This is a genomic window from Cupriavidus ulmosensis (genome assembly GCF_977008105.1).
The window spans coordinates 4,312,581-4,338,832 of sequence record NZ_CDRMWP010000001.1 but is presented as its reverse complement, the minus strand read 5'-3'; the positions used below and the strand labels follow the sequence as shown (position 1 = coordinate 4,338,832).

At 70.2% G+C, this 26,252-nt stretch carries 27 protein-coding genes; 15 read left to right on the top strand and 12 right to left on the bottom strand.

Annotated elements, in window-relative coordinates; genetic code table 11:
* From ACWTPI_RS19980 to yidC, 5 genes are all read left to right on the top strand, one after another.
* On the top strand, positions 1-187 hold a 187-nt coding region (locus tag ACWTPI_RS19980), incomplete at its 5' end, for a hypothetical protein (protein ID WP_454732427.1).
* An 839-nt stretch (positions 188-1,026) separates the two neighbouring features.
* The gene (rpmH, locus tag ACWTPI_RS19975; RefSeq protein WP_006578231.1) at positions 1,027-1,161 is read left to right on the top strand and encodes a 50S ribosomal protein L34; all 135 of its coding nucleotides are present in this window, start codon (positions 1,027-1,029) and stop codon (positions 1,159-1,161) included.
* A 115-nt stretch (positions 1,162-1,276) separates the two neighbouring features.
* A complete protein-coding gene (gene rnpA, locus ACWTPI_RS19970; protein ID WP_454732426.1) occupies positions 1,277-1,735 on the top strand; it encodes a ribonuclease P protein component in 459 nt (152 codons plus the stop codon).
* A gap of 6 nt (positions 1,736-1,741) precedes the next feature.
* Entirely contained in the window at positions 1,742-2,047 is a 306-nt protein-coding gene (gene yidD, locus ACWTPI_RS19965; protein ID WP_081651461.1) for a membrane protein insertion efficiency factor YidD, read from the top strand.
* Between the two features lie 22 nt (positions 2,048-2,069).
* Positions 2,070-3,734: a membrane protein insertase YidC gene (gene yidC, locus ACWTPI_RS19960; RefSeq protein WP_454732425.1), complete on the top strand. Its 1,665-nt coding sequence runs from the start codon at positions 2,070-2,072 to the stop codon at positions 3,732-3,734.
* 106 nt (positions 3,735-3,840) lie between these two features.
* Here yidC and ACWTPI_RS19955 read toward each other — a convergent pair whose 3' ends face one another.
* Positions 3,841-4,227 (bottom strand): VOC family protein, encoded by a 387-nt coding sequence (locus ACWTPI_RS19955; protein WP_454732424.1) that lies wholly within the window; start codon positions 4,225-4,227, stop codon positions 3,841-3,843.
* A 31-nt stretch (positions 4,228-4,258) separates the two neighbouring features.
* Positions 4,259-4,696 (bottom strand): PaaI family thioesterase, encoded by a 438-nt coding sequence (locus tag ACWTPI_RS19950; protein ID WP_059410982.1) that lies wholly within the window; start codon positions 4,694-4,696, stop codon positions 4,259-4,261.
* A 228-nt stretch (positions 4,697-4,924) separates the two neighbouring features.
* On the opposite strand from ACWTPI_RS19950, the gene ACWTPI_RS19945 reads away from it, so the two are divergent.
* From ACWTPI_RS19945 to ACWTPI_RS19930, 4 genes are all read left to right on the top strand, one after another.
* Positions 4,925-5,803 (top strand): CHAD domain-containing protein, encoded by an 879-nt coding sequence (locus ACWTPI_RS19945; RefSeq protein WP_454732423.1) that lies wholly within the window; start codon positions 4,925-4,927, stop codon positions 5,801-5,803.
* A 17-nt stretch (positions 5,804-5,820) separates the two neighbouring features.
* Positions 5,821-7,269, top strand: a complete 1,449-nt coding sequence (gene mnmE, locus ACWTPI_RS19940) for a tRNA uridine-5-carboxymethylaminomethyl(34) synthesis GTPase MnmE (RefSeq protein ID WP_454732508.1) — start codon at positions 5,821-5,823, stop codon at positions 7,267-7,269.
* Positions 7,270-7,653: 384 nt separating this feature from the next.
* The gene (locus ACWTPI_RS19935; RefSeq protein ID WP_155888153.1) at positions 7,654-8,409 is read left to right on the top strand and encodes a hypothetical protein; all 756 of its coding nucleotides are present in this window, start codon (positions 7,654-7,656) and stop codon (positions 8,407-8,409) included.
* Between the two features lie 210 nt (positions 8,410-8,619).
* Positions 8,620-9,072 (top strand): PA2169 family four-helix-bundle protein, encoded by a 453-nt coding sequence (locus ACWTPI_RS19930; protein ID WP_020204208.1) that lies wholly within the window; start codon positions 8,620-8,622, stop codon positions 9,070-9,072.
* A 34-nt stretch (positions 9,073-9,106) separates the two neighbouring features.
* Here the strand turns inward: ACWTPI_RS19930 and ACWTPI_RS19925 are convergent, their stop codons facing one another.
* Positions 9,107-9,784 carry a methyltransferase family protein gene (locus tag ACWTPI_RS19925; protein ID WP_020204209.1) on the bottom strand — a complete coding sequence of 226 codons (678 nt, stop codon included), beginning with the start codon at positions 9,782-9,784 and terminating at the stop codon, positions 9,107-9,109.
* Positions 9,785-9,905: 121 nt separating this feature from the next.
* Between ACWTPI_RS19925 and ACWTPI_RS19920 the strand changes: the two genes are divergently transcribed.
* The 4 genes from ACWTPI_RS19920 (at position 9,906) to ACWTPI_RS19905 (ending at position 12,243) form a co-directional block, all read left to right on the top strand.
* Positions 9,906-10,325: a hypothetical protein gene (locus ACWTPI_RS19920; RefSeq protein ID WP_020204210.1), complete on the top strand. Its 420-nt coding sequence runs from the start codon at positions 9,906-9,908 to the stop codon at positions 10,323-10,325.
* Between the two features lie 235 nt (positions 10,326-10,560).
* Entirely contained in the window at positions 10,561-11,148 is a 588-nt protein-coding gene (locus ACWTPI_RS19915) for an OB-fold putative lipoprotein (protein WP_454732422.1), read from the top strand.
* A 52-nt stretch (positions 11,149-11,200) separates the two neighbouring features.
* Positions 11,201-11,401, top strand: a complete 201-nt coding sequence (locus ACWTPI_RS19910; protein WP_020204212.1) for a hypothetical protein — start codon at positions 11,201-11,203, stop codon at positions 11,399-11,401.
* Between the two features lie 305 nt (positions 11,402-11,706).
* Complete coding sequence (locus ACWTPI_RS19905) at positions 11,707-12,243, top strand: Sbal_3080 family lipoprotein (protein ID WP_059410979.1); 537 nt, start codon at positions 11,707-11,709, stop codon at positions 12,241-12,243.
* Here the strand turns inward: ACWTPI_RS19905 and ACWTPI_RS19900 are convergent.
* From ACWTPI_RS19900 to ACWTPI_RS19885, 4 genes are all read right to left on the bottom strand, one after another.
* The gene (locus tag ACWTPI_RS19900; RefSeq protein WP_454732421.1) at positions 12,230-14,320 is read right to left on the bottom strand and encodes a methyl-accepting chemotaxis protein; all 2,091 of its coding nucleotides are present in this window, start codon (positions 14,318-14,320) and stop codon (positions 12,230-12,232) included. The two genes, ACWTPI_RS19905 and ACWTPI_RS19900, sit on opposite strands and share 14 nt — an antisense overlap.
* A gap of 273 nt (positions 14,321-14,593) precedes the next feature.
* Entirely contained in the window at positions 14,594-15,565 is a 972-nt protein-coding gene (locus ACWTPI_RS19895; RefSeq protein ID WP_059410978.1) for a M14 family metallopeptidase, read from the bottom strand.
* A 132-nt stretch (positions 15,566-15,697) separates the two neighbouring features.
* Positions 15,698-16,666 carry a Bug family tripartite tricarboxylate transporter substrate binding protein gene (locus tag ACWTPI_RS19890; protein ID WP_454732420.1) on the bottom strand — a complete coding sequence of 323 codons (969 nt, stop codon included), beginning with the start codon at positions 16,664-16,666 and terminating at the stop codon, positions 15,698-15,700.
* A gap of 163 nt (positions 16,667-16,829) precedes the next feature.
* Positions 16,830-17,759 carry a LysR family transcriptional regulator gene (locus ACWTPI_RS19885; RefSeq protein ID WP_454732419.1) on the bottom strand — a complete coding sequence of 310 codons (930 nt, stop codon included), beginning with the start codon at positions 17,757-17,759 and terminating at the stop codon, positions 16,830-16,832.
* 167 nt (positions 17,760-17,926) lie between these two features.
* On the opposite strand from ACWTPI_RS19885, the gene ACWTPI_RS19880 reads away from it, so the two are divergent.
* The gene (locus ACWTPI_RS19880) at positions 17,927-18,823 is read left to right on the top strand and encodes a MerR family transcriptional regulator (RefSeq protein WP_454732418.1); all 897 of its coding nucleotides are present in this window, start codon (positions 17,927-17,929) and stop codon (positions 18,821-18,823) included.
* A gap of 908 nt (positions 18,824-19,731) precedes the next feature.
* Here ACWTPI_RS19880 and ACWTPI_RS19875 read toward each other — a convergent pair.
* From ACWTPI_RS19875 to ACWTPI_RS19855, 5 genes are all read right to left on the bottom strand, one after another.
* Entirely contained in the window at positions 19,732-20,604 is an 873-nt protein-coding gene (locus ACWTPI_RS19875) for a metal-dependent hydrolase (RefSeq protein WP_029044375.1), read from the bottom strand.
* Between the two features lie 15 nt (positions 20,605-20,619).
* Positions 20,620-21,618, bottom strand: coding sequence for an alpha/beta fold hydrolase (locus ACWTPI_RS19870; RefSeq protein ID WP_454732417.1), 999 nt, complete (start codon positions 21,616-21,618; stop codon positions 20,620-20,622).
* Positions 21,615-22,523: an SDR family NAD(P)-dependent oxidoreductase gene (locus ACWTPI_RS19865; protein WP_454732416.1), complete on the bottom strand. Its 909-nt coding sequence runs from the start codon at positions 22,521-22,523 to the stop codon at positions 21,615-21,617. Before ACWTPI_RS19865 ends, ACWTPI_RS19870 begins: the two co-directional genes overlap by 4 nt.
* A gap of 63 nt (positions 22,524-22,586) precedes the next feature.
* On the bottom strand, positions 22,587-24,182 hold the full coding sequence (locus tag ACWTPI_RS19860; RefSeq protein WP_454732415.1) for a flavin-containing monooxygenase: 1,596 nt from the start codon (positions 24,180-24,182) through the stop codon (positions 22,587-22,589).
* Positions 24,183-24,469: 287 nt separating this feature from the next.
* A complete protein-coding gene (locus ACWTPI_RS19855; protein ID WP_020206615.1) occupies positions 24,470-25,531 on the bottom strand; it encodes an AraC family transcriptional regulator in 1,062 nt (353 codons plus the stop codon).
* Positions 25,532-25,668: 137 nt separating this feature from the next.
* On the opposite strand from ACWTPI_RS19855, the gene ACWTPI_RS19850 reads away from it, so the two are divergent.
* Positions 25,669-26,250: a hypothetical protein gene (locus tag ACWTPI_RS19850; protein ID WP_059410969.1), complete on the top strand. Its 582-nt coding sequence runs from the start codon at positions 25,669-25,671 to the stop codon at positions 26,248-26,250.
* Positions 26,251-26,252: the final 2 nt, after the last annotated feature.

Genomic DNA, 26,252 nt, shown 5'->3' with positions numbered 1-26,252 from the left:
TGTCTTCTTGTTCGGTGTTCGCCACGGGCTGCGCGGACAGTCCGGCCGGAAGGGCAACGTAAAGGACAGCGGGACGGCGGAATGGCCGGCAGGGATCGGTGGCGCATCCCTGCCGGCTGTTCCGCCGGTCCTGTCCTGTATACCCTTCAGCCTGATAAAGCGACCGCGCATCGCGATCCGCAACTGACCCCCGCAAGCCCGGCTTCCCCTGTGACGGAACGCGACACTCGACGCGACAAGCGGGAGCCGCCGGCGGGCCGCGCGGCGAATGAGACGAGTTCGCCGCCGCCCGCTGCGCGTCCGTTGTCCGGCGTGCCAGGGGTGAGTCCGGGGTTGCGCTTGCGCCACGCAGCCCGTGTGGTGTTTGGACCCGGATTGTACCCCCCGCCCTGAGTTATCCACAAAGGATAAGTCTGTGGATAAGTTGTGGAGATGCAGTGAATTGTTGTGCACAACCCCTTGTCCGGCGCGGGTTTCCGGGTAGGCAAAACACCCGAAAAGCCAATCCAAACAGAGACTTCGCTCGACTTCGGAGGGCCTGGCGGGCCGCACGGATACAAAAAAACTTACCCACTGGCGATTGTGGACAATGAAATACAACAGCGGACTGCATATTTTTGCGGCAGGGGTGCCGCGCAAGTCTCTCGACCATATGGCGCCTTGACACATCGCGCGAAAATCAGTTAAATGGCGGGTTCTGCGATGCGGCAGGGGATCACGTATGCGCATCGCCGGGTCTGACCTGTTCCGTGCAAGACCGGTTTCGTTCCACGCGGCTTTCGGCCGGCTGGGGCGCACCGGAAATGGCTGGATTGGCCGGAACAGGCAGCGGGCCGAGCAGGCTTCCCGAACCTGCGTCGCAAGCGCCGACATCGTCGGCGCGCGAGATACACGGCCGGCGGCAAGACAATCACCGCAGTCGGCAAGACCGCATCCGCGGCAGCCCAAGCGAACCATACGCGGCGGCCACGGCGCCCCGGCTCACGCCGGAGGCCGGGCGAGCCAAGATCAACCAGAGAGTGCAACATGAAACGTACCTACCAACCTTCCGTTACCCGCCGCAAGCGTACCCATGGTTTCCGCGTGCGCATGAAGACCCGCGGCGGCCGTGCCGTCATCAACGCTCGTCGCGCCAAGGGCCGCAAGCGCCTGGCAGTCTAAGGGCCTGGCGACCGGCCATGAGGGCGCCCAGCGCGCCGTCGTGGCCAACCGCCTCGCCTTTCGGATGGCCGGGAGCCCGCAGCCAGGTGCAGCTTTACCGCTAGCTTTGCCCAGCGTGCCTACCCATGCCTACCCCAAAGCCGCGAGGCTCACAAAGACGGATGAGTTTTCATCCGTTTTTGCTTTGCGCCCGCGCCGGCGCAGCCAGCACTTCGTGCTGTATGTGGGCGAGAACGGCCTGCCGCAGGCGCGCCTCGGCGTGGTGGTGGGCAAGAAATTCGCGGCGCGCGCCGCCGAGCGCAACATGGTGAAGCGCATGGTGCGGGAACTGTTCCGCCATCGGCAGGACCAACTCGCGGGCCACGATGTGCTGCTGCGCCTGCAGGCCAAGTTTCCGCGCGCGGAGTTTGCCAGCCGCAGCGCCGTCCGCCGGGTCTGCCTGGCGGAGCTGACCGGCCTGTTCGAGGTGGCGGCGCGTCCGCTTGCGCCACGTCCCGCCGGCCCCGCCACACCGTCCGTCGCGCCTTCCGGGGTGTCGCCGCCGAAGTCCGCGCCTTCCGGCACCCCTGCCTGACCCGCCATGAAGCGAATCCTGCTAGCCCTGCTGCGCATCTACAAGATCGCCCTGAGCCCGTTCTTCGGCTCGCAGTGCCGCTTCCTGCCCACCTGTTCCGACTACGCCCGCGAGGCGATCCTGCGCCACGGCGCGGGCCGCGGCACCTGGATGGCCGCGTGCCGGCTGTGCCGTTGCCATCCGTTCACGGATGGCGGGTATGATCCGGTGCCGCCCGCATCGCCAGCAGCACCGGCAGCATCAACACAGCAAGACCGGGGATCCGCCGCGTCTGGCCCGGCGCCAGTCACGATCCGGCTACCCCGCCCCTGATTTCCTCCGACCACAGCGAGACATGGATATCAAACGCACCATACTCTGGGTCATCTTCTCGATGGCCCTCGTGCTGCTCTACGACAACTGGCAGCGCGCCAACGGTCATCAGTCGATGTTCTTCCCGAGCGCGAACCAGCAGGCCGCCCCGGCGGCCGGCGGCGCCTCGGCCGCGCAAGGCGACGTGCCCAAGGCCAACGCGGCCACCGGCGCCACCGCCGCGGCACCGGCAGCCGCGCCGGCAGCCGCCGTGCAGCCGGCCGGCGAGAAGATCGTGGTGAGCACCGACGTGATGCGTGCCACCATCGACACCGCCGGCGGCATCCTCTCGCGCCTGGAGCTGCTGAACCAGCACGAGAAGGACGGCCAGCCCGTGGTGCTGTTCGAGCGCGACGCGACCCGCACCTACCTGGCCCGCTCCGGCCTGACCGGCGGCGACATGCCCAACCACACCACGGTGTTCGCCGCCTCGGCCGGTCCGCGCGACCTGGCCGGCACGGACAAGGTGGAAGTGACGCTGACCGGCGAGAAGGACGGCGTGAAGCTGGCCAAGACGTACATCTTCCACAAGGGCAGCTATGTGGTGGACACGCGCTTCGCCGTGACCAACGACAGCGGCAAGCCGGTCTCGCCGACGCTGTACCTGGAACTGACGCGCGACGGCAGCAAGGTCGAGCAGTCGCAGTTCTACAGCACCTTCACCGGCCCGGCCATCTACACCGACGCCGACAAGTACCACAAGATCACCTTCGACGACATCGGCAAGGGCAAGGCCAGCGTGCCGGCGGCCACCAGCAGCGGCTGGGTGGCGATGGTGCAGCATTACTTCGCCTCGGCCTGGATCCCGCAGGCCGGCAAGGAGCACAGCTTCTACGTCGAGAAGATCGACAACAACCTGTTCCGCGTGGGCGTGCAGCAGCCGCTGGGCCAGGTCGCCCCGGGTGCCACCGTGACCACCGATGCGCGCCTGTTCGCCGGCCCGCAGGAAGAGCGCATGCTCGAGAAGATCACCCCGGGCCTGGAACTGGTGAAGGACTACGGCTGGCTGACCATCCTGGCCAAGCCGATCTTCTGGCTGCTGGAGAAGATCCACGGCATCCTGGGCAACTGGGGCTGGTCGATCATCGCGCTGACGGTGCTGATCAAGCTGGTGTTCTTCCCGCTGTCGGCGGCGAGCTACAAGTCCATGGGCAAGATGAAGGACCTGCAGCCGCGCATGACCGCGATGCGCGAGCGCTACAAGGGCGATCCGCAGAAGATGAACCAGGAGATGATGGCGCTGTACCGCACCGAGAAGGTCAACCCGCTCGGCGGCTGCCTGCCCATCGTGATCCAGATCCCGGTGTTCATCGCGCTGTACTGGGTGCTGCTGTCGTCGGTGGAAATGCGCGGCGCGCCGTGGCTGGGCTGGATCCACGACCTGTCGGTGCCGGATCCGTTCTACATCCTGCCGGTGCTGATGGCCGTGTCGATGTTCGTTCAGACCAAGCTGAACCCGACCCCGCCGGACCCGGTGCAGGCCAAGGTCATGATGATCATGCCGCTGGTGTTCTCGTTCATGTTCTTCTTCTTCCCGGCCGGCCTGGTGATGTACTGGGTGACCAACAACGTCCTGTCGATCGCCCAGCAATGGCAGATCAACCGGATGCTCGGCAAGGGCAAGGCGGCCGCGGCCGCCAAGGCCTGAGGCGAAGAGACGGCTCGGGCCGGCGGGTGACGAACCCGCTGGCCACGACAAAAAGCCCGGCGCATGCGCCGGGCTTTTTATTGGGTTCCCGGCCGCGTACCGGGCGTCATTCCGTCTCGTGGCAGACCGCCTCGATGTTGTGCCCGTCCGGGTCGAGCACGAAGGCGCCGTAGTAGTTCGGGTGGTAGTGCGGCCGCAGCCCCGGCGCGCCGTTGTCGCGCCCGCCGGCGGCGAGCGCGGCCTGGTAGTAGGCGTCCACCTGCGCGCGCGTCTGCGCGCGGAAGGCCACATGCAGCGGCGGCTGGTTGGGCGCGCCGCCGTTGATCCAGAATTCGGGCTTGCCCGGCGGCCCGAAGCCGGCCACGTCGGTATGCCCGGTCACGCTGGCCGGCAGCTCCATCACCTTGACCATGCCGATGGCGCCGAGCGCGGCGGTGTAGAACGCGCGGCTCCTGGCGAAATCGCTGACGCCCACTCCGGTGTGATCGATCATCTTTCGGTTTCTCCTTGAAGAAAATGGCCGTTCAGGCCAGGTCGAGCACGCTCATGGTGGCGTTGAAGCGGCTCACCAGCACCGCCTCGCCGTGCACGCTGGCGAAGACGTCGGCCTCCACCACGATGATGGCGCGGCCGGACTTGAGCACGTCGGCGCGGCAGGTCAGGCGGTCGCTGCGCGCGGCCCTGAGCAGGTTGATCTTGAATTCGGCGGTGACTACGTGGCGCCCGGCGTCGAGCATGGTGGCGGCCGCCGCGCCGGCGGTGTGGTCGGCGATGGTGGCCTGCACGCCGGCATGCACCACGCCGCCGTGCTGCAGGTGCCGCGGCGTGACCAGCAGCTCGCTCTCGCACCAGCCGGGCCCGCAGTCCACCAGGCGGATGCCCACGTCCGTGACGAAGGCGGCATCACGGAAGCCAGCCTCGATGGTATCCCGCAGCAAACGCCGTTCCTGTTCGGTGGACATGATGGCCGCCTCCTCGCGCTCTGGTGGCCGGGCTCCCGACAGGCGGACGGCCCGGTGCGCCCATTGCAGCGCGAAGCCGGCGCGCTGTCAATGCGTGGCCCCTCGCTCACTCTTTGACTGGCCGCATGGGCATCCCGTCCGGAAGGTGCGGCGCACCCGCCACAATCGCCTACACTGGCTTATACCCGTCCCGCCTGGACACCGGCCCGGAAGCCACCGCCGACCACCATGCCCGCCGCCAATCCCACCAGCCGCCTGCACGCCGGCATGCGTGCCATCGACGCTTTCGTGGTGCTGGCCGATGACGGCCTCGCCGCCATCGCCGACCAGCTCGACGCGCTGAACCGGCGCGACCATCCCGACGACGTCCACGCGCTGCGGGTCGCGGTGCGGCACCTGCGCGCGGTCTGCTGGGCCTTCGGGCCGGCCCTGCCCAAGGCCATGCGCGCGCGCTGGCGCGACAGCCTGCGCCAGCTCGCGCGGGCCGCCGGCGACGTGCGCGACTGGGACGTGTTCATCGGCGAGACGCTGCGGCCCGCGCTCGACCGGCAGCCCGGCGATCCCGTGCTGGCCGCGCTGAGCGACGTCGCCACGATGCGGCGCCACCTCGCGCGCGCCACCATGATGGCGCAGCTGGCGCAGTACCAGCACTGGCCGCTGCCGGCGCTGCACCGCGACCTCGCCCACCTCGGCAGCGGCACCGTGCACGGCCCGCGCGCCGGCGCGCGGGCGCGCCTGGACACCTTCGCGCGCCGCCGCATCCGGCGCGCGCGCGAACGGGTGAAGGCGCTGGCGCGCGCCGCGCGCGGCGCGGACCTGGCGCGCGTGCACCGCTACCGCATCGGCAGCAAGCGCCTGCGCTATGCCATCGAGGCGCTGGCGCCGGTGCTGCCGAAGCGCTTCGGCCAGCGCCTGCACGACAAGCTGGTCAGGCGCCAGGGCCAGCTGGGCAAGACCGTCGACAACGCCGTGGCGCGCCGCCTGATGGCCGAGTGCATGAACACGCCCGCGCCGGGCGCGCAGGCGCCATCGCCACCATCGCCACCATCGCCACCATCGCTGCCACCCCCGCCATCCCCGCCACCCCCACCGTCCGCGCGGGACTGATCTGCGACAATATCGCCATGACCGCATCCCAGCCCCGCTCCCACGCCGCCGCCACGCCCATCGCCGCCATCGCCACCGCGCCCGGGCGCGGCGGCATCGGCGTGGTGCGCGTGTCCGGCCCCGATGTCGGCGCCATCGCGCGCGCCGTCTGCGGCCAGGCGCTCAAGCCGCGCCATGCCACCTATCTGCCGTTCCTCGACGCGCACGGCAAGGCCATCGACCACGGCCTCGCGCTCTATTTCCCCGCGCCGAATTCCTACACCGGCGAGGAAGTGCTCGAACTGCAGGGTCACGGCGGCCCGGTGGTGATGCAGATGCTGCTGGCGCGCTGCCTCGAAGCGGGCCGCGAGACCGGCCTGCGCCTGGCCGAGCCCGGCGAGTTCACGCGCCGCGCCTTCCTCAACGACAAGCTCGACCTGGCCCAGGCCGAAGCCGTGGCCGACCTGATCGAAGCCAGCACCGAAGCCGCCGCGCGCTCGGCCGCGCGCTCGATGGAAGGCGAGTTCTCGCAGGCCATCCACGCGCTGGTCGAGCAGGTCATCCACCTGCGCATGCTGGTGGAAGCCACGCTCGACTTCCCCGAGGAAGAAATCGACTTCCTCGAAGCCTCCAACGCGCGCGGCCAGCTCGCCGCCATCCGCGCAGCGCTGTGCGGCGTGCTCGCGCAGGCCAAGCAGGGCTCGCTGCTGCGCGAAGGCCTGTCGGTGGTGCTGGCGGGACAGCCCAACGTCGGCAAGTCCTCGCTGCTCAACGCGCTGGCCGGCGCCGAGCTGGCCATCGTCACGCCGATTCCCGGCACCACGCGCGACCGCGTGCGCGAAACCATCCAGATCGAAGGCATCCCGCTGCATATCGTCGACACCGCCGGCCTGCGCGACGACGCCGCCGACGAAGTCGAGCGCATCGGCATCGAGCGCACCTGGGAAGCGGTGCGCCGCGCCGACCTCGTGCTGCACCTCGTGGACGCCGCCGACTACGTCGAGCACGGCCTGTCCGAGACCGACGACGCCATCGACGATCGCCTCTCCGGCCACCTGCCGCCCGGCTCGCCGATCCTGCGCGTGGTCAACAAGATCGACCTTGCCCCCGCCGTGGGCGCCCGGCACTTCGGCGCCAACCGCCCCCACGTGGTCGCCGCCAACGGCCCCAATCCCGCCGAGGTCTGGATCTCCGCACGCACCGGCGCCGGCATCGACCTGCTGCGTGGCCAGTTGCTGCGCCTGGTCGGCTGGCAATCCGGCAACGAAGGCACCTTCCTCGCGCGCGAACGGCATCTCACCGCGCTGCGCAACGCGCAATCCCACCTCGACCTCGCCGCCGAGCGCGCCGAGCAGCAGGCGCAGGCGCTCGACCTGTTCGCCGAGGAACTGCGCCTGGCGCAGGATCATCTCAACAGCATCACGGGCGAGTTCACCAGCGACGATTTGCTGGGGACTATTTTTACGCGGTTTTGTATTGGGAAGTGAGGCAGGCTGAGGTCTCCTGATACAGCCAAGAGTCGCGTAAATGTTTCACCGGCGTCTGCGTCCGCCGCGCCATGTATCAACGATGACTCATCCAGAATCACCGCAGGTTGTCGCTCTTCATTGACGCTGTCCGTGCACGCTGCGCAAGGACAGCGCTCCATCCCGCTGCGTTGTCGATATGACACCCCGCCTGTGCGGTTTTGGCGGCTCCGCAAGCAACTTTGTCCGTTCGATGTCGGCCCCAAGCCATAGATTCGTAGCACGGGATGCGAGGCAGCCCGCCAGGGGCAAGACGCGCCGGCGGCGGCAGCGGCCATGCGCGGCTTGCCGTGCTCGGCCGGCTCCGCCTCGCTCCTGGCCTGTGCACCAGCGGAGCTACACGCTATGCGTGACCACGACATCGAAGCGCAGCCGCCCCGGCTACAAGTATTCGAAGGTGTCGTTCCCCGGCAGTTGCTGGCGGAGATGAATGCGACCGTCGACGCCTGCAGGCAGGCGTGGCGGCCGGCGGATGGCCGTCGCGCCACGGACACGGCGGCGCAGTTCGCCGAGCTGCTGCGGCGGCACGATCCGTTCCGGCTGGCCGAGCGGCAGGCCTGCGCGCGTTCGCGGCAAGGCGCGCGGCAGGCGGGCTGGGCCATCGAGCGCGCCCAGCCGCTGTACGTGCTGCGCTGTATCAACGGCGGCCTGCGCGGGCAGAGCCATCTGCGGCACTACGATTCCCATATCCTGACGCTGCTGATTCCGCTGCAGCAGGCGGCGCCGTCGCGCGAGAACGGCGACCTGATCCTCTACCGGCATCCGCGCGAAGCCGTGGCGGCGTGGAAGAACGTCATCACCAAGGTGCGGCTGATCCTGATGCGCTCGCTGCCGTTCGTCGTGCGCCGGGCGCTGACCTTTCACCATCTCGCGCACGGCCGCTGCGAGCGCGTCGCGTGCGTGCCGGGCAACGTCTACGTGTTCAACGGCTTCATCACGCTGCATGCGAACCTGCACGTCGAAGCGGGCGAGCGCCGCTCGCTGATCTTCCACTATTACGATCCCGGCCTCACCGCGGGGCTGAACCACGTGCCGCGCGCCTGGCGGGCGCTGCGGGACCGGCTGCTCGACGCGATCCAGCCGGTCCGCTCGCGCGACTGACCGGCGGCCGGCCGGCGCGCTCGCGCCGGGACGATCGCGCGTGCTCCCGCTCGCGTACTCCTTGCGGTACATGGCGGCACCGCTGCCGATGCCCGCCGCGGGCGCTCCTATACTGGAACCGCTGGAACAGCCTTCCGCGCGTAGCGTCACGGGCCGGCGCTGGTGTACGCGCGGATCCACATCGGCCCGGACCCAGGCTAGGAGAACGTCATGATCAATGCGCAAGGACATCTCGTCGGTACCCTGAACCACCTGATCGAGGTCGGCAAGGACGGCGAACTGAGCTGCACGACCGGCGCCCGCGAAGTGCAGAGCCCCGAGATACGCGCCATCCTGACCGGCACCGCGGAAACCTGCCGCGCCTCGGTGATGGAGCTGCAGGCGCTGGTGACTTCGCTCGGCGCCCAGCCGCGCGACCGCGGCAGCATGGGCGGCGCGCTGCACCGCGGCTGGATGGAGGTGCTGCACGTGATCGCGCCGCACAACGACGACGCCGTGCTGCAACTGTGCGAGCGCGACGAGGAAGCGGCCAGGCGGGAATACCAGGCGGCCCTGACCGGGGACATGCCGGCCGAGGTGCGCGCGGTGGTGCAGCGCCAGTACGAGGGCATGCAGTGGCATCACCAGCGCATCCACGCCATGCGCGGCATGCAGGTCCACTAGCGGACGGTGGCGCCGGTGGCAGCGCCGCCGCGCCTCACCACACGCGCGGCACCAGCCGGTACCGCACGCGGGCCGCGTAGGCGGCGTAGCCGTCCAGCCCGCGCAGCAGCTCGCGGTCTTCCATCGCCGTGCGGAACACGATGCCGGCGGCGAGCAGCAGCGACCCCGCCACGCCCCACCACGACCCCAGCAGCAGCGCATTGGCCGGCAGGAAGACCAGCACGGCCGCGTAGAGCGGATGGCGCACCAGCGCGTAGGGGCCGCTGGACACCACGCGATGCCCGCGCTCGGACTGGATCCGCACCACCGGGGCGAGGAAGGTATTCTCGCGGCAGACCCGGTCGATGGCGGCATAGGACAGCACCAGCAGCACCGCGCCCGCGCCTTGCAGCCACGCCGGCATGACCGACCAGCGGTAGCGTCCCGCGTCCAGCCCCATCAGCGCCAGCCACGCGCACCACGCCACGCCCACGGCCACCATGAAGACGCGGTCCCACAGCGGCTGCCCGCGCTGCACCGGCGGCTTCAGGCGCTCGGCCAGCAGCGCGGGATCGTAGCGGGCCATGCGCCACGTCACCACCACGGCGCCGCCGAAGAACAGCGCCAGGTACGCCCAGCCCGCGGGCCACGCCAGCGTGCCCGCCGCGCCGAACAGCAGGGCGGCGAAGACCAGCGCCTCGGCCGCCAGCGCGAACGCAAGCCTGAACTTCATGGCGGATGCCCTCCTTGCGGCGTCCCGCGCCGGCATGCCGCCGGGAACGGCGGCGCAGTGAAGTGCGATGGGGAACGCGGCAGGGGCTACAATGGGCCGTTTCAGCGAACGAGCCACTGCCATGTCCGATTATCCGCGTTATACCCTCAATCGCTCGCTCGTCATCCTGGTGCCCCAGCAGCCGTTCTTCGACTGGATCATGGCCGTGGACACCGACCCCGTACCGTCGCTCACGCTCGAGAACGTGCGCGAGGACCAGAGTACCTTCCTGGTGCCGGACGAGGTCTCCAACGCCGCCCAGGCGGTGCAATGGGTGGAGGAGCGCTGGCGCGCCTTCTTCGAGTTCATGCTGGGCGAGTGGTTCGAGGAGTCGGCCTGGCCGGCGGCCCTGACGCTCGAGCAGTTCCGCGAGTGGTTCACGGTGCAGCACCACTCCACGGTGTTCGACATGGCGCTGGACTTCGGCATCGAGCACGAGGACTGGGAAGCCGAGGAGGAAGAGGAGGACGACGGCGAACCGGGGCTGCACCGGCTGCACTGAGGCCGTTGGCGTGGCCCGCATGACCCACATGACCTGTGAGGCGCGCGCCATGCCTGTGGACAAGTCTGTGGAGAAGCCCGAATAACCCTGTGGGCAAAGCTGTGGGCAAGATTGTGGGCAACCCGCCGCGAACGCCGCCATCCCCGCCATGCCGGCGGCGTTGCCCGCCCGTGCCGGCCGCGCCCGTCCCGCCCGACCTTCTTGCCCGCCCCCTCTTTACCGCAGGAAACCCCGGATGTTGAACCGTACCCAGAAGACCCTGATCGGCGTCGTCGCCGTGGCCGTGCTGGCCATGCTGTGGCTGACCGGCAACCATGAGCAGCAGCAGCTCGAGCCGGCCGCGGCGGATGCCGCCGCCGATGCCTCCGCAGCCGCGGCCGCCACCGAGGCGGCCAGCGGCGCGCGCGGCGTGCCGCGCAACGGCACGCTCGACCCGATCAGCATCGACCCGGCGCGCTCCACCGACGTACTGCCGCAATACCAGGCGGATACGCTGGTGGACGACTACCAGGACAACCCCGGCGCCGCGAACGACCGCTATCGCGACCAGTATTTCATCGTGGAGGGCGTGGCCGCCGGCGTGCGGCGCGAGAGCGGCGACAACGTGTTCCTCGACATCCGCTCGAACAACCCGGCCGTGGCGGTGCGCGCCAGGCTGCTGCCCCAGCAGATCTGCGGCCCGGCCGGGCGCACCTGCGAAGTGGAGGCGCGCGCCACGATGGTCCGGCGCGGCCAGAAGGTGGCGGTGGAATGCACCGGCGCGGGCCAGGTGGACGGCTCGCCGCTGCTGGAAGGCTGCCTGGTCCGCGGCGGCGCCAACTGAGCGGCGCCGGCGCTTTTTTCCATCGATTCCACGCCCGTTTCCCGGCTTCCGCATGCAAACCCTGCTCTCCGTCCTCGCCCTGACCATCCTGATCGTGACCGCGGTCGGCCTGGTCTCGCCGCCGTTCATCAGCAACGCCTTTCTCAAGGGCCGCCCGGTCGGCCGCCTGCAGATCCTGCTGGTCGGCGTGTTCCTGGCCGCGATCTGCCTGGTGGCGGTCGGCAGCATGGCCACGCCGCCGGCCGCCGGCTGAGCGGCACGCGCGGCGCTTCGGCAGGCCGCTCCCGCGGCTTTGCGATGCCCGCGCCACCCGCGCCGGCCCGGAAATGCCGGACACGAGACTTGCGGGGCGCGTCCCGCGGGCGGACCAGCGCGGCCGCTTCGGGTCGCCAACGGTAACTCCCGCCGTCCGCCAGCCGTCTCCGGCTGGCGTTTTTCCGGGCTGGCGGACCGTTTTTCCCACTCTGTTCCACCGATTGACCGCGCGGCAACACGCCTAAAGTTGGCGGGCGCGCGTGCCGGGAGCACGCGCCCACCCGCCATGCGCCCAGGAACATCATGAAAAAAGCATTGCTTGCCGCCAGCCTAGGCCTGCTGGCCACCGGCTGCGCCACCTACCAGGCGGTCGTGCCGGTCGACCGCGGCGACCGTATCGCCTCCATGCAGCCGGCCGACGGCACGCTGTTCTGCGTGATCACCAACCAGTCCAGCGGCAACGCCTACCTGGGCGCGCTGCGCGAGTCGCTCGAGGCGCGCGGCTTCGAGTTCAAGCAGCTCGCGCCGGGCTCGTCGGTGGCGGCCTGTCCCTATACCGCCACCTACTACGCGCAGCGGCAGTCGTACTGGCGCGATTTCCTCAGCTCGCTGGACATGGTGGTCTACATCAACGGCGAGCGCGCCGGCCAGGCGAAATACGACGCGCTGCGCAGCGCCGGCGGCATCAACCTGAGCGACCTGATCCCGCCCGGGCAGAAGATCGAGGACGTGGTGGAGCAACTGCTGCCCGGCATGCGGCCCCGGCCGGCCGCCGCCGGCACCGCGCCGTCGGTCCCGGCAGCCCCTTCCGCGCCGGCCGCGTCCGCTACGCCAGCCTGAATACCTCCACCGCCTGACGCAGCTCCTGCGCCTGCTGGTGCAGGCTCTGCGCGGCCGCCGCGGCCTGCTCGACCAGCGCGGCGTTCTGCTGGGTGGCGTTGTCCATCTCGTTCACGGCGCCGTTGACCAGCGCGATGCCCTGCGCCTGCTCGCGCGAGGCCACGGTGATGTCGCCCATCAGCGCGGCGATGCCTTCCACGCGGCGCACGATGTCCTCGATGGCGGCGCCGGCCTGCTGCACCGCCTCGTTGCCGGCGCGCACGTCGGCCACGGTGCGCTGGATCAGCGTCTTGATCTCGCCGGCGGCGCCGGCGCTGCGCTGCGCCAGCCCGCGCACCTCGCCCGCCACCACCGCGAAGCCGCGCCCGTGCTCGCCCGCGCGGGCGGCTTCCACCGCCGCGTTGAGCGCGAGGATGTTGGTCTGGAAGGCGATGCCGTCGATCATGCCGATGATGTCCACCACCTTCTGCGCGTTGCCGTGGATGCCCGCCATCGTGCCGACCACGCGCGCCACCGTGGCGCCGCCGGTGCGCGCGGCCTCGGCGGCGCTGCGCACGGCCTCGTTGGCGTCGTGCGCGCTGTCCGCGTTCTGCTTCACGGTGGCGGAGAGCTCGTCGATGCTCGACACGGTGCGCTCCAGGCTGGTCGCCTGCGCGGCGGTGCGCGCCGACAGGTCGGCGTTGCCGCTGGCGATCTGGCTGGTGCTGCTGGCGATGGCCGCCGCGCTCGCGCGCACGGTGCCGACGATGTCCGACAAACCCTGGCCCACGCCGTCGATGGCGCGCAGCAGCCGGCCCATCTCGTCCTGGCGCCGGCTCGCCATGCGCGTGCCGAGGTCGCCCCCGGCGATGCGCGCCGCGGCCTGGGCGGCGGTGCCGAGCGGCACGCTGACCATGCGCCGCAGCAGCCACCAGAAGCCCGCCGACACCACCAGCGCCAGCGCCACGCCGGCCAGCAGGAAGCGGTCGCGGCTCGCCACCAGCCCGGCGCGCAGCGTCTGCACCGGCACCGAGCCGGCGATGATCCACTGCCAGTCCGGGTAGGTGGTGAAGGCTGTCACGCGCTCGGCCGCGGGCGTGTTGCCCAGCGCCGCGGTGTGCGTCATCACGCCTTGCTTGCCGGCGATCATGTCGCGCACCCAGGGCTTGCCGCCGGCGTCGGTGGCGTTCAGGATCACGCTGCCCTCGGCGGCGCCGCGGCCGACCATCAGGCGGCCCTGGTCGGGGCCGGGGCTCGCGTCGATCACCATGAACTCGCCGTCGCCGCCGACCTGCTTGCGGCGGATGCGGTTCTTCAGCATGGCCAGCTCGGCATTGACGTTGACGCCGACGAACAGCGCGCCCACCACGCGGCCGGTGGCGTCGCGCACGGGCTCGTACTTGCTCATGTACGGCTTGCCGAACAGCCACGCCAGCGCGCGGTAGGCGCGGCCCGACATCAGCGCGGCGTAGGCCGGATGGGTGCGGTCGAGCACGGTGCCGAAGGCGCGCTCGCCGCCCTGCTTCTTGAGCGACGTGGCGATGCGCACGAAGTCCTCGCCGCTGCGCGCGAACACCGTGGCGGCGGCGCCGCCGGTGGTGGCCTGGAAGCTGTCGGGAATGGCGAAGTTGCCGTTGAGCGTGACCTCGCCGCTCCTGAAGCGCGGCGTGGCCTGGCCGGCCACCTCCACGGTATCGGCCGCGTCCAGCGTGTACGGGCCGGGCACCTGCGCGGCGAAGCTGAGCATGAAGCGGTCGGACTCCTGCAGCATGGTGTCGTCGAGCTGGCCCACCAGTTCGCGCAGGGTGTCGGCCTCGGCCACGATGGCGTTGCGCGCCTGCGCCTCGAGCAGGTTCATGCTGCTGGCCGACAGGGCCAGCGCGTAGGCGCCGAACACCGCCAGTTGCACCAGCAGCACCACCGCGGCGATGCGCGTGCCGATGCTCCAGGCGCCGGGGTGCAGCCGCGCGCGCAGCGGGCGCGCGGACGGTGGCCTGCCGGAAGACGAGGCGGGGGACGGCGCGGCAGGTCGCGGGGACGGTGCGGCGGCCGGCGCCAGGGGCGCCGCCACGGCATGGGCAGTGACAGTTGAACGCAAGAGCAGCTCCGTCAATGAGTGCCATGCGCCACCTGGCGCACGGGCGGCGCGCGCTCTGCGGCGCGTCGCCATTGCGGAGGTTTACGGCGGGCGCGCCGCGGCCTTGACCGCCGCGCGGCGAAATCGCCTAGAAGCGCGGCTCTAGCTTGCGCGCGGTGCAGCCGGCGCTTCGTTGTGGTGCACTTTGCCGCGCGTCCTGCCCACGCGCCGCGCCCGATCATGCCCGAACGATCACGCCCGAACGATCATCCCGCCGGCCAATCAGCCAACCATTCAGCCGACCAGCCGGCCCAGCCGCACCACGGTCACGCCGGGGCGCAACTGGCGCAGCGACGGCATCACCAGCACGCAGTCCGGGTAGGGCGTCACCACCGGCTCGCCGTCGCGCCAGCCGATCACGGTGCCGGCCTCGGGGAAGGTCTCCAGCCCGGTATACGGGCCGGCGAAGCGGAAGTCCATGCTGGCTGCCACCACCGGCTCGGTCACGCGCACCACGCGCTGCGGCCGCGGCGGCTGCAGCCAGCCGGCGGGCACGTCGGCCGCGTCAATGATGCCGGCGTTGAGCAGGAAGCGCGCGGTGCTGTCCTTCGCCACGCTCACCGAGGCGGTTTCCCAGTGCTGGCCGCATTCGATCAGCAGCGCGTTCTTCGCGCTGGCGGCGTCGCCGAAGCCTTCGTAGTCGCGCATGCGGCGGCCTTCGGGGTGGCCTTCGTCGACGATCACGTTGGCCGGCGCGCCGACCGCGCGCGCCAGCTCGATGCCCTTGTCGAGCGGGCCGGAGACGATCAGCGGCAGGCTCTTCTCGTGCATCGAGTGCAGGTCCAGCAGCAGGTCCACGGTGTCGATCACCGGGCGCATGGCGCGCGCTCGGCGCAGCTCGGACGAGTCGCGGCCGGCGTCGTCGAGCACGGCGGCGGTCCACACGCGGTTGAAGTCCTGGTCGACGTAGCGCGAGGCGTCGGGCTTCGCCGCGTCGAACGTGTGGTACGCGTCCACGTTGGCGAAGGCCAGCGTCAGGCGGCCGCGGCGCGGGCGCAGGCCGGCGTCCAGCAGCGCCTTGACGGTGATGGCGCCGCACACCTCGTTGCCGTGCGTGAGCGCGTTGATCATCACGTGCGGGCCGGGCGCGCCGCTGTCGAAGGTGTGCACGTAGGGCACGCCCGCGTTGCCGGCGGCGTAGGGGCGGATGTCGGGGAATTCGACTTCGACCGGATAGGCGTCGAAGGTAGGGACTTGGGTATGCATGTGTGTGGGTTGGCTAGCTTGCCTGTTTGAGCGGGAATCCCGGCGGCCGGAAATCCGGGCGCCGCTGGTGGCAAGCAAATGGCACGCCTGCCGCCGTTTGCCGCCATCGTTGCCATTATTGGTGCATTGCGGTTATTCGTGGATGCCGGCGGCCTGCACGATGGCCTTGTACTTGCTGGTCTCGCGCTTGACGAAGGCGGCGAACTGCGCCGGGCCGCCCGGCGCCACCGCCACGCCGGCCTCGGCCAGCTTCTTCTTCACCTCGGGCAGCGCCAGCACGGCCTGCATCTCGGCGTCGAGGCGCTCGACGACCGCGCGCGGCGTGCCGGCCGGCGCCATCAGCCCGAACCACACGCCCATGTCCACGCCCCTGAGCGCGCTGCTCTCGGCCAGCGCCGGCACGCCGGGCGCCACCTGGGCGCGGTGCGCCTCGGTCACGCCATAGGCCTTGACGCGGCCGGCCTGGATATGGGGCAGGGCGGACGACAGCACCATCACGGCGAGGTCGATCTGGCCGCCGAGCAGGTCGGTCGACATGGCCGACGCGCCCTTGTAGGGCACGTGCGTGATGTTGACCTTGCCCTGCTGCTTGATGAGTTCGCCGGCGAGGTTCAGCGGCGTGCCCACGCCCGACGAGGCATAGGCCAGCTTGCCCGGCTGCGCGCGCGCCAGCGCGATCAGCTCGTCGGCGTTCTGCGCCGGCAGCCCCGGCTTGCCCACCAGCACCATCGGCTGCGTGCCGACGAAGGTGATGGGCGCGAGGTCGCGCTCGCCGTCGTAGCGCACGGCGGGATTGGTCAGGCGCGCGATCGAGACCTCGCTGCCCGAGCCCATCAGCAGCGTGTAGCCGTCCGCGTCGGCCTTGACCACCCTGGCCGCGCCGATGGTGCCGCCGGCGCCGCCGAGGTTCTCGATCACCACGCTCTGGCCCAGGCGCTTGCCGAGCTCCGGCGCGATGGTGCGCGCCACCAGGTCGACGCTGCCGCCGGCGGTGTAGCCCACCACCAGCGAGATCGGCCTGGCGGGCCAGCCCGCCGCGCCGGCGACGCCGGCAAGCAGGCACAAGGACGCGGCGGCGGCCGCGCGCAGCAGTTTGTTCATGGCTCTCTCCCTTCGTGGATTCGTGGTCTCGCCGCCGTGCGCATGTATGGATATGCGGATATGGCGATGTGCGGCGATCTTAGAGAGCGGGCGGGCGCAGCAACGTGCGGCTTTGGCAACGGCGCTTGCCGAATCGGCAAGGCGGCGCGGGAAAAGGAAAAAGCTAGGCGACGGTGGCGGCGCGCCAGAAGGCCTCGGCCAGCGCGCGCATGGGCGCGCGCGTGCGATAGAGCAGGATCTGCATGGCGAGGTCGGACTCGCCGCCGGCCTCCAGCCCCGCGCGCACCAGGCGCCCGGCATGGAGGTCGTCGGCGATCAGCCGCGCCGGCAGCCACGCCAGGCCCATGCGCTGGCGCACCATCTCGTGCACCGATTCGGGGAAATCGCTCACCGCGATCACGTCCAGGCGCGCGGCCAGCCGGCGCCGCGCGATCTCGCCGTCGACCATGCGGCCCAGCGTGAGCGTCTCGGCATACGCGATCATCGGCACCGGCGCGTGCCGGCCGCGCGCCTGCAGCTTGTACTGCGGGCCGCCGCCGGGCGCCGCGGCGCTCACGCAGACCAGCCGCTCCTCGCCGGCGAGATAGCGCTGGTAGCGCGCCTCGTCCAGCGTCACCGGCTGCTCGGGCGAGTTGTAGCAGAGCAGGAAGTCGGCGTCGCCCTCGGTGAACATGGCCAGCGCGTCGTGCGTGGGGAACGTCGACAGGCGCGTGCGGAAGCCGGCCGCCACCGGGTCGTGGCGCAGCGCGTGGCGCAGGCCCGCCAGCCATGCCGGCACCATCGAGCGCGCCAGCGTCTTGCCGGTGGCGATCACCACCGTGCTGGCATCGGCGCGGTGCGCCGCGCGCAGCGACAGGCGCGCCTCGTCCAGCGTGCGCAGCGCGTCCCCGGCGGCTTCGAGGAACTGGCGGCCTTCGTCGGTCAGGCGCACCGGGAACACGCTGCGGTCGATCAGCGGCGCGCCGGCCCACACTTCCAGCGCCTGCATGCGGCGCCCGAACGCGGGCGGCGTGACGTTGCGCAGCTCGGCCGCGCGCGCGAGGCTGCCGGCCTGGGCCAGGCACACGAAATCCTCGAGCCAGCGGATATGCATGGGAAGGTGCGGTGAAGTTGACAGTCGATGAAGCGGCGCGGACATTGTAGCGGCATGCCGGCACCGTGCAGACTTCTCCTGGACACCGCGCGGGCGCCATACGTGTGCCATACGTGTGCCATACATGGGCCATACGGGCGCCGCGCGAGTCGGGTAGAATTTTTCGCATGGCCCTCTTCAAGCGCAGCGCCGCGTCCTCCTCCAGTTCCCCGCCGGACAGTGCCTCGGGCAATGCGCCGGGCAGCACGCCGAGAAGCGCGCCAAGAAGCGCGAAACCGGGAAGCGCGAAAGACGGCGCGACAGGCAGCGCGCCCGCCGAGTACACCATCGACGAACTCGCGCGCGCGGCCGGCACCACGGTGCGCAACGTGCGCTCCTACCAGGACCGCGGCCTGATCGACCCGCCCGAGCGGCGCGGCCGCGTCGGCATCTACACGCAGGCGCACCTGGGCCGCCTGCGCCTGATCAACCACCTGCTGGCGCGCGGCTACACGCTCAACAACATCCAGGAACTGCTCAAGGCCATCGTCGAGGGCCACGACCTGCGCTCCATCCTCGGACTGGAATCCGCCATCGCCAGCCCGTGGACCGACGAAGTGCCGCGGCACTACTCCTACCTCGCGCTGGCCAGGCTGTTCGGCCGCGCGGTGTCGCGCCCGGCGCTGGCCAAGGCCATCGCGCTGGGGCTGCTGGAGCCGGACGGCATGGGATACCTCGCGCACAGCCCGCGCACGCTGGCCGCCGGCGCCGAAATCGCGCGCGCGGGTTTCCCGATCGAGGACGTGCTCGCCATCATCGAACATGCGCGCGGGCATTTCGAAGCGGTGTCGGACCGCATCGTGGCGATGGTGGTGCGCGAGCTGGACCGCTTCGGCGAAGGCAAGCTGCCACCGCCGCAGGACGTGCCGCGGCTGGTGGACATCCTCTGGCGTATCCGCCCGCTGGCGATGGTGGCGGTGGAAGCGGAGATGATGCGGGCGCTGGAGTTGTCAGCGAACAAGTATCTTGGAGATCGGGTGGCGGCGATTATTGAGCATTTGCATGATGGGGATGAGCGGGCCTGAGCGGCTTGGCTTTTTTTGGTTATTTTGTTTTTTAAGACAAAGGCTTTAAAGAATTAAAGTCAGATTCAAAGGCTTAACTTCAAGGTCAACGGCTGAACGTCAAAGTCAACATCAAAGTCAAAGGCTTTCGCTCCCCCGGAGCGACCTACTTTCTTTTCCCCGAAAAGAAAGTAGGCAAAGAAAGCGGGCTGCCTGGCCGGCAGGGGCAGAAACGTTGGGATTTCTCTTGTGGGTGGTTTCGTGGTGGGGCCTGTGGTTCTGCTGGCATCCTGCCGTTACCGGTTCGGCTGGCCACGATCTGGCTGGCGGTATGGGTTTCGGGGTCAGACCTATGATGGCGGGCGCACTGCTGGTTCGGGCATCTGCCGTTGCCGGTTTGGGCGGTCACGGCGTAGCACCCGCATGGTTTCGTGGTGGGCGTGGTGGACCCAGCGCGGGTGCGCGGGGTTGCTGGAACCGGGATTGCTTTTCAGCCGTCCGGCACTGCGTTCAAATAGGGGCCACCGCGCCCACCACGAATCCAGCCCCGTTCCTATGCCGTATGCATTTGCCCCGGTCGCGGCAGCAGCCCGAAGGGCCTGGATCTCCGCCATCATGCAGCGCCACCACGAATCGAACACCACCCGAGAGATAGTGGCCGCCAAAACCGGTACCGGCAGATGCAGACAGAACCACCAACCCCACCACGAAACCACCAACCCAAGCAACTCTGTTCGGCTCTGCCCCTGCCGGCAAGGCAGTCCGCTTTCTTGGCTTACTTTCTTTTCGGATAAAAGAAAGTAAGTCGCGCCGGGGGCGCGAAAGCCTTTGACTTTAAGCCTTTGACTTTGACTTTGATGTTGACTTTGACGTTAAGCCTTTGACCTTGAAGCTAAAGCCTTTGACTTTGAACCCCAAAACCGTCCCCCTCAAAAAGACCCCCTAATAGAAGGCGCCCGCAAAGAAACCCCCGCTCTCCGCGAATTCTCCTCAATCTCCGCGATCAGCGGCTCAATCCTCGCGAGTTGCGCGCGGTTATCATGATCCCACGGATGAAACCCCGGCCGGAAATAGTCGAACCACTCCGGGATCATCCTGCGCAGCACCCCCGGCTTGCCCCACAGAAACCACATCACCCCACCAAACCCACGCAGCTTGTTGCGGCACTCGCGGTCGGCCATCACCAGCCGCACGTGGAACACGAACACCATCGCCCAGAACGTCGCGGTGGTGGTCAGCATGGTGAAGGTGCGCAGCAGGTAGCGCGACAAGCCGGGCTTCATCACCGTGTTCCACACGTCGTAGGCCACCGCCTTGTGCTCGGTTTCCTCGAGCGCGTGCCAGATCCACACCTGGTGGTAGCCCGGCTCGGAGCCACCCATCTGCTCGGGGTCCGCCAGCAGGCCGCCGGCCAGCATCGCGGTGTAGTGCTCCAGCGCGATGGTGTGGGCGAGCTGCCATGACTTCGGCAGGATGCGGCGCAGCAGGTTGAGCAGCTTGGCCACGGTGTTGTCGAGCTGCGCGGCGGGCAGGCCGGCTTCGCTCATCAGGCGGTTGTAGAGGATGTGCTCGCGCGTGTGCATCGCTTCCTGGCCGATGAAGCCGGCGATGGCGCGCTTGAGTTCGGGGTCGGCCACGTCGTCGCGGTAGGCGCGCACGCTGTCCATGAAGAAGCGTTCGCCGGCCGGGAAGAAGATCGACAGCGCGTTGACGAAATGGGTGACGTGGCGGCCCCGCACGTGCCAGTCGGCGATGCGGCTGGCGGGCAGGTGGGGATGCACATCGCGTCGGACTGGCATCATGATCGGAACTCCTGTCTAGGCTTGGATGGCGTGGGGCGCGGGCTGCGCGACGTTGCCGCGCCCGGCGAGGAAATGCAGCAGGTCCGCCGCCACGCGCTGCGGGTCTTCTTCCATCGGGACGTGGCCGAGGCCGGCATAGCGCTGCAGGCGCGCGCCGGGAATGCGCCCGGCGAAGGCCTGCGCATGCGCGGGCGGAATCCAGCGGTCGCGCTCGCCCCACAGCACCAGCGTGGGTGCGCGGATGCCGGCCAGCGCGTCGGTGTCGAGCGCCGCGAAATCGAGCCTGGGCACCATGCGGCCCACCGCCTCGCGGCTGCCCTCGGCGTAGAAAAAATCGACGTAGCGGCGGAAGGTGGCTTCGTCCACGCGCGCGGCGTCGCCGTAGACGTCGCGCGTGGCGGCGCGGATGATGGCCTCGGGCAGCATCCACGGCGCCGACCAGCGCACCGGCGCGTGGTTGAACAGCGCGATGTAGAGCGGCAGCTTCATCGGGAAGCCGGCCGCGTCGACCAGCACCAGCTTGTCGACCTGGGCCGGGCGGCGCGCGGCGAGGTCCCACGCGATCAGGCCGCCGAGCGAGTTGCCGATCACGCTGGCGCGCCGCAGGCCGATGGCCTGGCAGAAGGCGTCGATGAAGCGGCGGTACATGTCCACGTCCATCGTGGCGATGCGCCCGCGCGCGTCGCGCAGCGGCCCGGTCAGGCCGAACGGCGGCAGGTCCACACGCAGCACGCGGTAGCGCTGCGACAGCGCCGGCAGCACGCCCTGCCATGTATGCAGCGACGCGCCGAAGCCGTGGATCAGCAGCAGCGGCTCGCCGTCGGGCGCGCCCTCGTCGGTGTAGTGGACCAGCGTTCCCATCACCTGCACCCAGCGCGAGGCCGGCAGCGCGTAGCGGCGCGCCAGCGTCTCGCGCGACAGGCTGAACAGGCCGATGCGGCCCTGGCCGAACCAGCGCGTGAAGGCGCCGGGCGGGCGCCGCAGGCGCGCGTCCGCGGCGGCGGCGCGGCTCATGGCGCGTCTCCGCCGCCGGCGGGCCTGGCCGCCACGGTGCCGCCCGCGGACGCGGGCTTGCCGAGCGGGCTCTTGCGGCGCGCCCCGCGCACCACCAGCGACTGGTAGGCGGCGGGCAGCAGCCGCGCCATCAGGTCGGCGGCCACCGCGTCGGGCCCGATCAGCACGCGGCGGCGATCATGGCGCACGCCGTTGAGGATCACGCGCGCGGCCTTGTCGGCGCTGGTGATGAAGAACTTCTCGAAGTCGTCGCGGCCCTGCTGTTCGTTCTCGACCAGGAAGCCGGCGACGTTGGGCGCGATGCGGCTGGCCTGCGCGATGTTGGTCTTGATGCCGCCCGGATGCACGCAGGTGGCGGAGACCCCGCAGCCGAGCAGGTCCAGTTCCTGGCGCAGCGATTCGGTGAAGCCGCGCACCGCGTACTTGCTGGCGTTGTAGCCGCTCATGCCGGGCTGCGCGAAGATGCCGAAGATGCTGGAGGTGTTGACGACGTGGCCTTCGCCGCTGGCCTTGAGGTGCGGCAGGAAGGCTTTCGTGCCGTGCACCACGCCCCAGAAGTTGATGCCCATGATCCATTCGAGATCGTCGTAGCTCATGCCGTCGATGGTGCTCGACAGCGCCACGCCGGCGTTGTTGAAGATCAGGTTGACGCGGCCGTGCGCGTGCGCGGCCTGCGCGGCCCACGCATGCATGGCGGCGCGGTCGGCCACGTCCACCACGTGCTGCGTGACCATCAGCGCGGGCGCGGCGCGCATGACCTCGCCCACGGTCTGCGCCAGGCCGGTCTGGTCGCGGTCCGACAGCGCGAGCTGGCAGCCTTCGCGCGCCAGCGCCACGGCCAGCGCGCGGCCCATGCCGGAGCCGGCGCCGGTGATGGCCGCCACCTTGTTCCTGAATTGCTTCATGCGGGAGTCTCCTCGCGGGTCGTTTGTTCTTGGTGGTTGTTTCTTGCCCGGTTCATGCGCGGCTCATGCCTGGGCGGCCGGCGCCGGCTGCCGCGCAGCCGCGGACAGTTGCGGGTGCATCAGCGAGCGGGTCTCGTAGTCGGCCATGTCGAAGCGCGCGGTGGCGCGGCGGAACTGCCAGGTGAAGCCCGGCCACAGCGTGGTGTTCTTGCCGGTCTTGGGGTCGAGATACCAGCTCGCGCAGCCGCCTTCGGACCAGATCGCGCGCGCCAGCTTGCGCTGCAGCCCGGCGTTGTAGTCGCGCTGCGCCGGCGCGCGCACGTCGATGGCCTGCACGCGGTGCCGGCCCATCGCCTTGAGCGCGCCGAGGATGTAGTTCACCTGCGACTCGATCATGAACACCATCGAGCTGTGGCCGAGGCCCGTGTTCGGCCCCACCACCATGAACAGGTTTGGAAAGCCCGCCACGGTGGTGCCGAGATAGGCCTCGGCGCCGTCGCGCCAGGCATCGAGCAGGTCGATGCCGTCGCGCCCGAGGATGGCGCCGCGCGGAATCGGGTCGGTGGCGTGGAAGCCGGTGCCGAAGATGATGCAGTCGGCCGGGCGGCGGCTGCCGTCGCGCATGACGATGGCGTCTTCCTCGACGTGGCCGATGCCCGCCGTCACCACGTCCACGTTGGCGCGCGCGAGCGCCGGGTAGTAGTCGTTGGAGATCAGCACGCGCTTGCAGCCGATGGTGTAGTCCGGCGTGACGGCGGCGCGCAGCGCGGGGTCGCTCACCTGCCGGCGGATGTGGCCGCGCGCGATGCGCTCCACCGCCTTCATCAGCTTGGGGTGCACCACGAAGCCGAGCACGCGCGACTCCAGCATCCAGTAGATGCCGCCGCGCACCAGCTTCTGCGTGAACGGCAGGCGGCGGAACAGCCAGCGCTCGGCCGCGGAAACGTTGCGGTCCGGCTTGGGCATGATCCACGGCGGGGTGCGCTGGAACAGGTCCAGGTGCACCACGCGCGGCGCGATCTGCGGCACGAACTGGATGGCGCTGGCGCCGGTGCCGATCACCGCCACGCGCTTGCCGGCCAGCGCGTAGTCATGGTTCCAGTGCTGCGAATGGAAGGTCTCGCCGCGAAAGCGCTCCAGCCCCGGGATGGCCGGGTACGCGGGCCGGCTCAGGCCGCCCATGCCGGACACCAGCACGCGCGCCTGCACGCGCTTGCCGTCGGCCATCTCCAGCTGCCAGGTGCCGCTGGCCTCGTCCCACGTGGCGCGGCGCAGCTCGTGGCGCAGGCGCAGGTGCGGGCGCAGGCGGAACTGGTCGGTGCAGCGCTCCAGGTAGGCGCGGATCTCCGGCTGCGGCGAGAACATGCGCGACCAGTCCGGGTTGGGCGCGAACGAGAACGAATAGAGATGCGACTGCACGTCGCAGGCGCAGCCCGGGTAGTGGTTATCGCGCCAGGTGCCGCCGACCGAGCCGGCCTTCTCGAACACGGCGAAATTGTGCAGGCCCGCCTGCTTGAGGCGGATCGCCATGCCCAGCCCGGCGAAGCCGCTGCCGATGATGGCGATGTCGCAATACTGGGTCGGGCCGGCGCCGCCGGGGCCCGGCGGCTGGGGTCCGGCGGTGGACAACTCGGGGGGCAGGTCCGCTGGCGCGTTCATAGGCTGTCTCTCGTGCCGCGGGCGCGCCGGGCGGGGTGCCCTGACGCGCCGCAACATCATTGATTGTGACATTGATGGATGTCATCGTAGGCAGCGCGGCAGCGCGGGTCAATGCCGGGATTGGAATGTCGCTTCTAATTTTTGGCGGATTTTAGCGGGCCGTTCGCCGTATTAAACGGTGACTAGGCGCGTTTTGGCCGCACTGGCAAGCGTACCCACTGCTGCGTTTGAAACCGCCGGAGGCGGGAGCACGGCGCCGGCCAGTCCGCTGCCGGTGCCGGCACGCCCTAGGCGCGCCCGCCGCCAAGCACGCGCCGGCGCCAGGCGTTCGGGGTTTCCCGCGTCCAGCGCTTGAATGCGTGGCTGAACGCGCTCTGCTCGGAAAAACCGAGCAGCATGGCCAGTTGCGCGAGGCTGACGGCGGGATCGGCCAGGTAGTGCTCGGCCTGCGCGCGGCGCACGCCGTCGACCAGCGCCGAGTAGTTCATGCCGCGCGCCTGCAGCCGCCGCTGCAGCGTGCGCACCGGCAGGCCCAGATGGGCGGCCACGCTGGCGATGGGCACCTCGCCGCGCGGCAGCGCGTGGCCGATGAACGCGCGCGCCTGCGCGATCTCGCCGCCGCCGTCCGCCTCCAGCGCGCGCAACTGGGCCTGGGCGATGCGCGCCATCTGCGCCTGCATCTCGGCGTCGGCCTGCAGCGAGGGGCGCGCCAGCAGCGCCGGGTCGATGTGCAAGGCGTGGCGGCCGGCGTCGAACGCCACCGGGCAGCCGAACACCCGCGCATAACCGTCGGCATGGCCGCCGGGCGGCGCGGCGTGCGGAAACTCGATGCGCTCGGCGAAGAAGCCCTCGCCGAGCAGCCAGCGCGCGAAGCAGATCCAGGTGGCCATGTGCAGCTCGTGCGCGTGGCGCGAGAGCGGGCCGTGCAGCGCCTCCCACGTCATGCACGCGCCGCGCGCCGTTTCCATCAGACGGGTGCGGCCGATGTCGTTGGCCAGCACTTCATAGCGGATGCCTTGCAGGATGGCCTCGCGCACGGTCGGCGTGGTCAGCACCACGTAGCCCATCTCCGCATAGTGGCGCGGCTTGAAGCCGGCGCCCGCGTGCAGCCCGGCCAGCGGGTCGCCGGTGGCGCGCGCGAGCGCGTCGAGCAGGGCCAGGTAGTCGGCCGCGGGCACGCGCGCGGCGGGACCGGCGGCGGCGTCGGACAGCGCCGGATCGAGCCCGGCCAGCGCGAGCAGGCGGACCGGCGCGATGCCGGCGGCCTCGCCGTGGTCGAGCACGGTGCGCAGGTAGGGCAGCGAGACGGTGCCGCCGGCAGCGCCGGCGGCCGCATTGGCGCGTGGCATCAAATGACCTGTCATGCGGAATCAAGACCGGGGGCCGATCTTGATCCAGACTGCGGCGAGCGTCAATGCGGGCAATCGACAACGATCGACGAGTTCACGCAGTCCCGAGGCGCACGAGAACAAGAGAAGGAGACACCATGCACGCCCCATGCACCGCGCCGCCCGGCGCGCTCTCGCGGCGCGGCTTCCTCAAGGTCGGGCTCGGTTTTTCCGCGGCGCTGGCCTGCGCGGGACTGCTCCCGGCGCTGAGCGGCTGCGCGCCCGCGCCCACGAACCCGGCCGCCGGCATGCGCTTCCTGCGCGACGGCGACGTGGCGCTGTTCGGCGCGCTGCTGCCCGCCGTGGCCGACGAGCTGGCCGCGCGCGAGCCCGGCCAGCGCGCGCTGCATCTCGGCCAGGCGCTGCACAATATCGACGACACCTGCGCGGCGATGGACGCCAACGCGCGCGCCGAGCTGCGCAAGCTGCTGGACCTGCTGGCCATCGGCCCGCTGCGCCGGGTGCTGGGCGGCGTGCGCGACGACTGGCGGCACACCGACGCGGCGCAAGCACGGCGCTTTCTCGCGCGCTGGCGCGCGAGCCGCTTCGCCACGCTGAACGCGGGCGCCGTGGTGCTGGTCAAGCTGTGCGGCGTGGCCTATTACCTGCTGCCCGCCGCGTGGGCCGGCGCCGGTTATCCCGGCCCCAATCCCGCCGTCTTCAACGCACTGCACGCCTGACG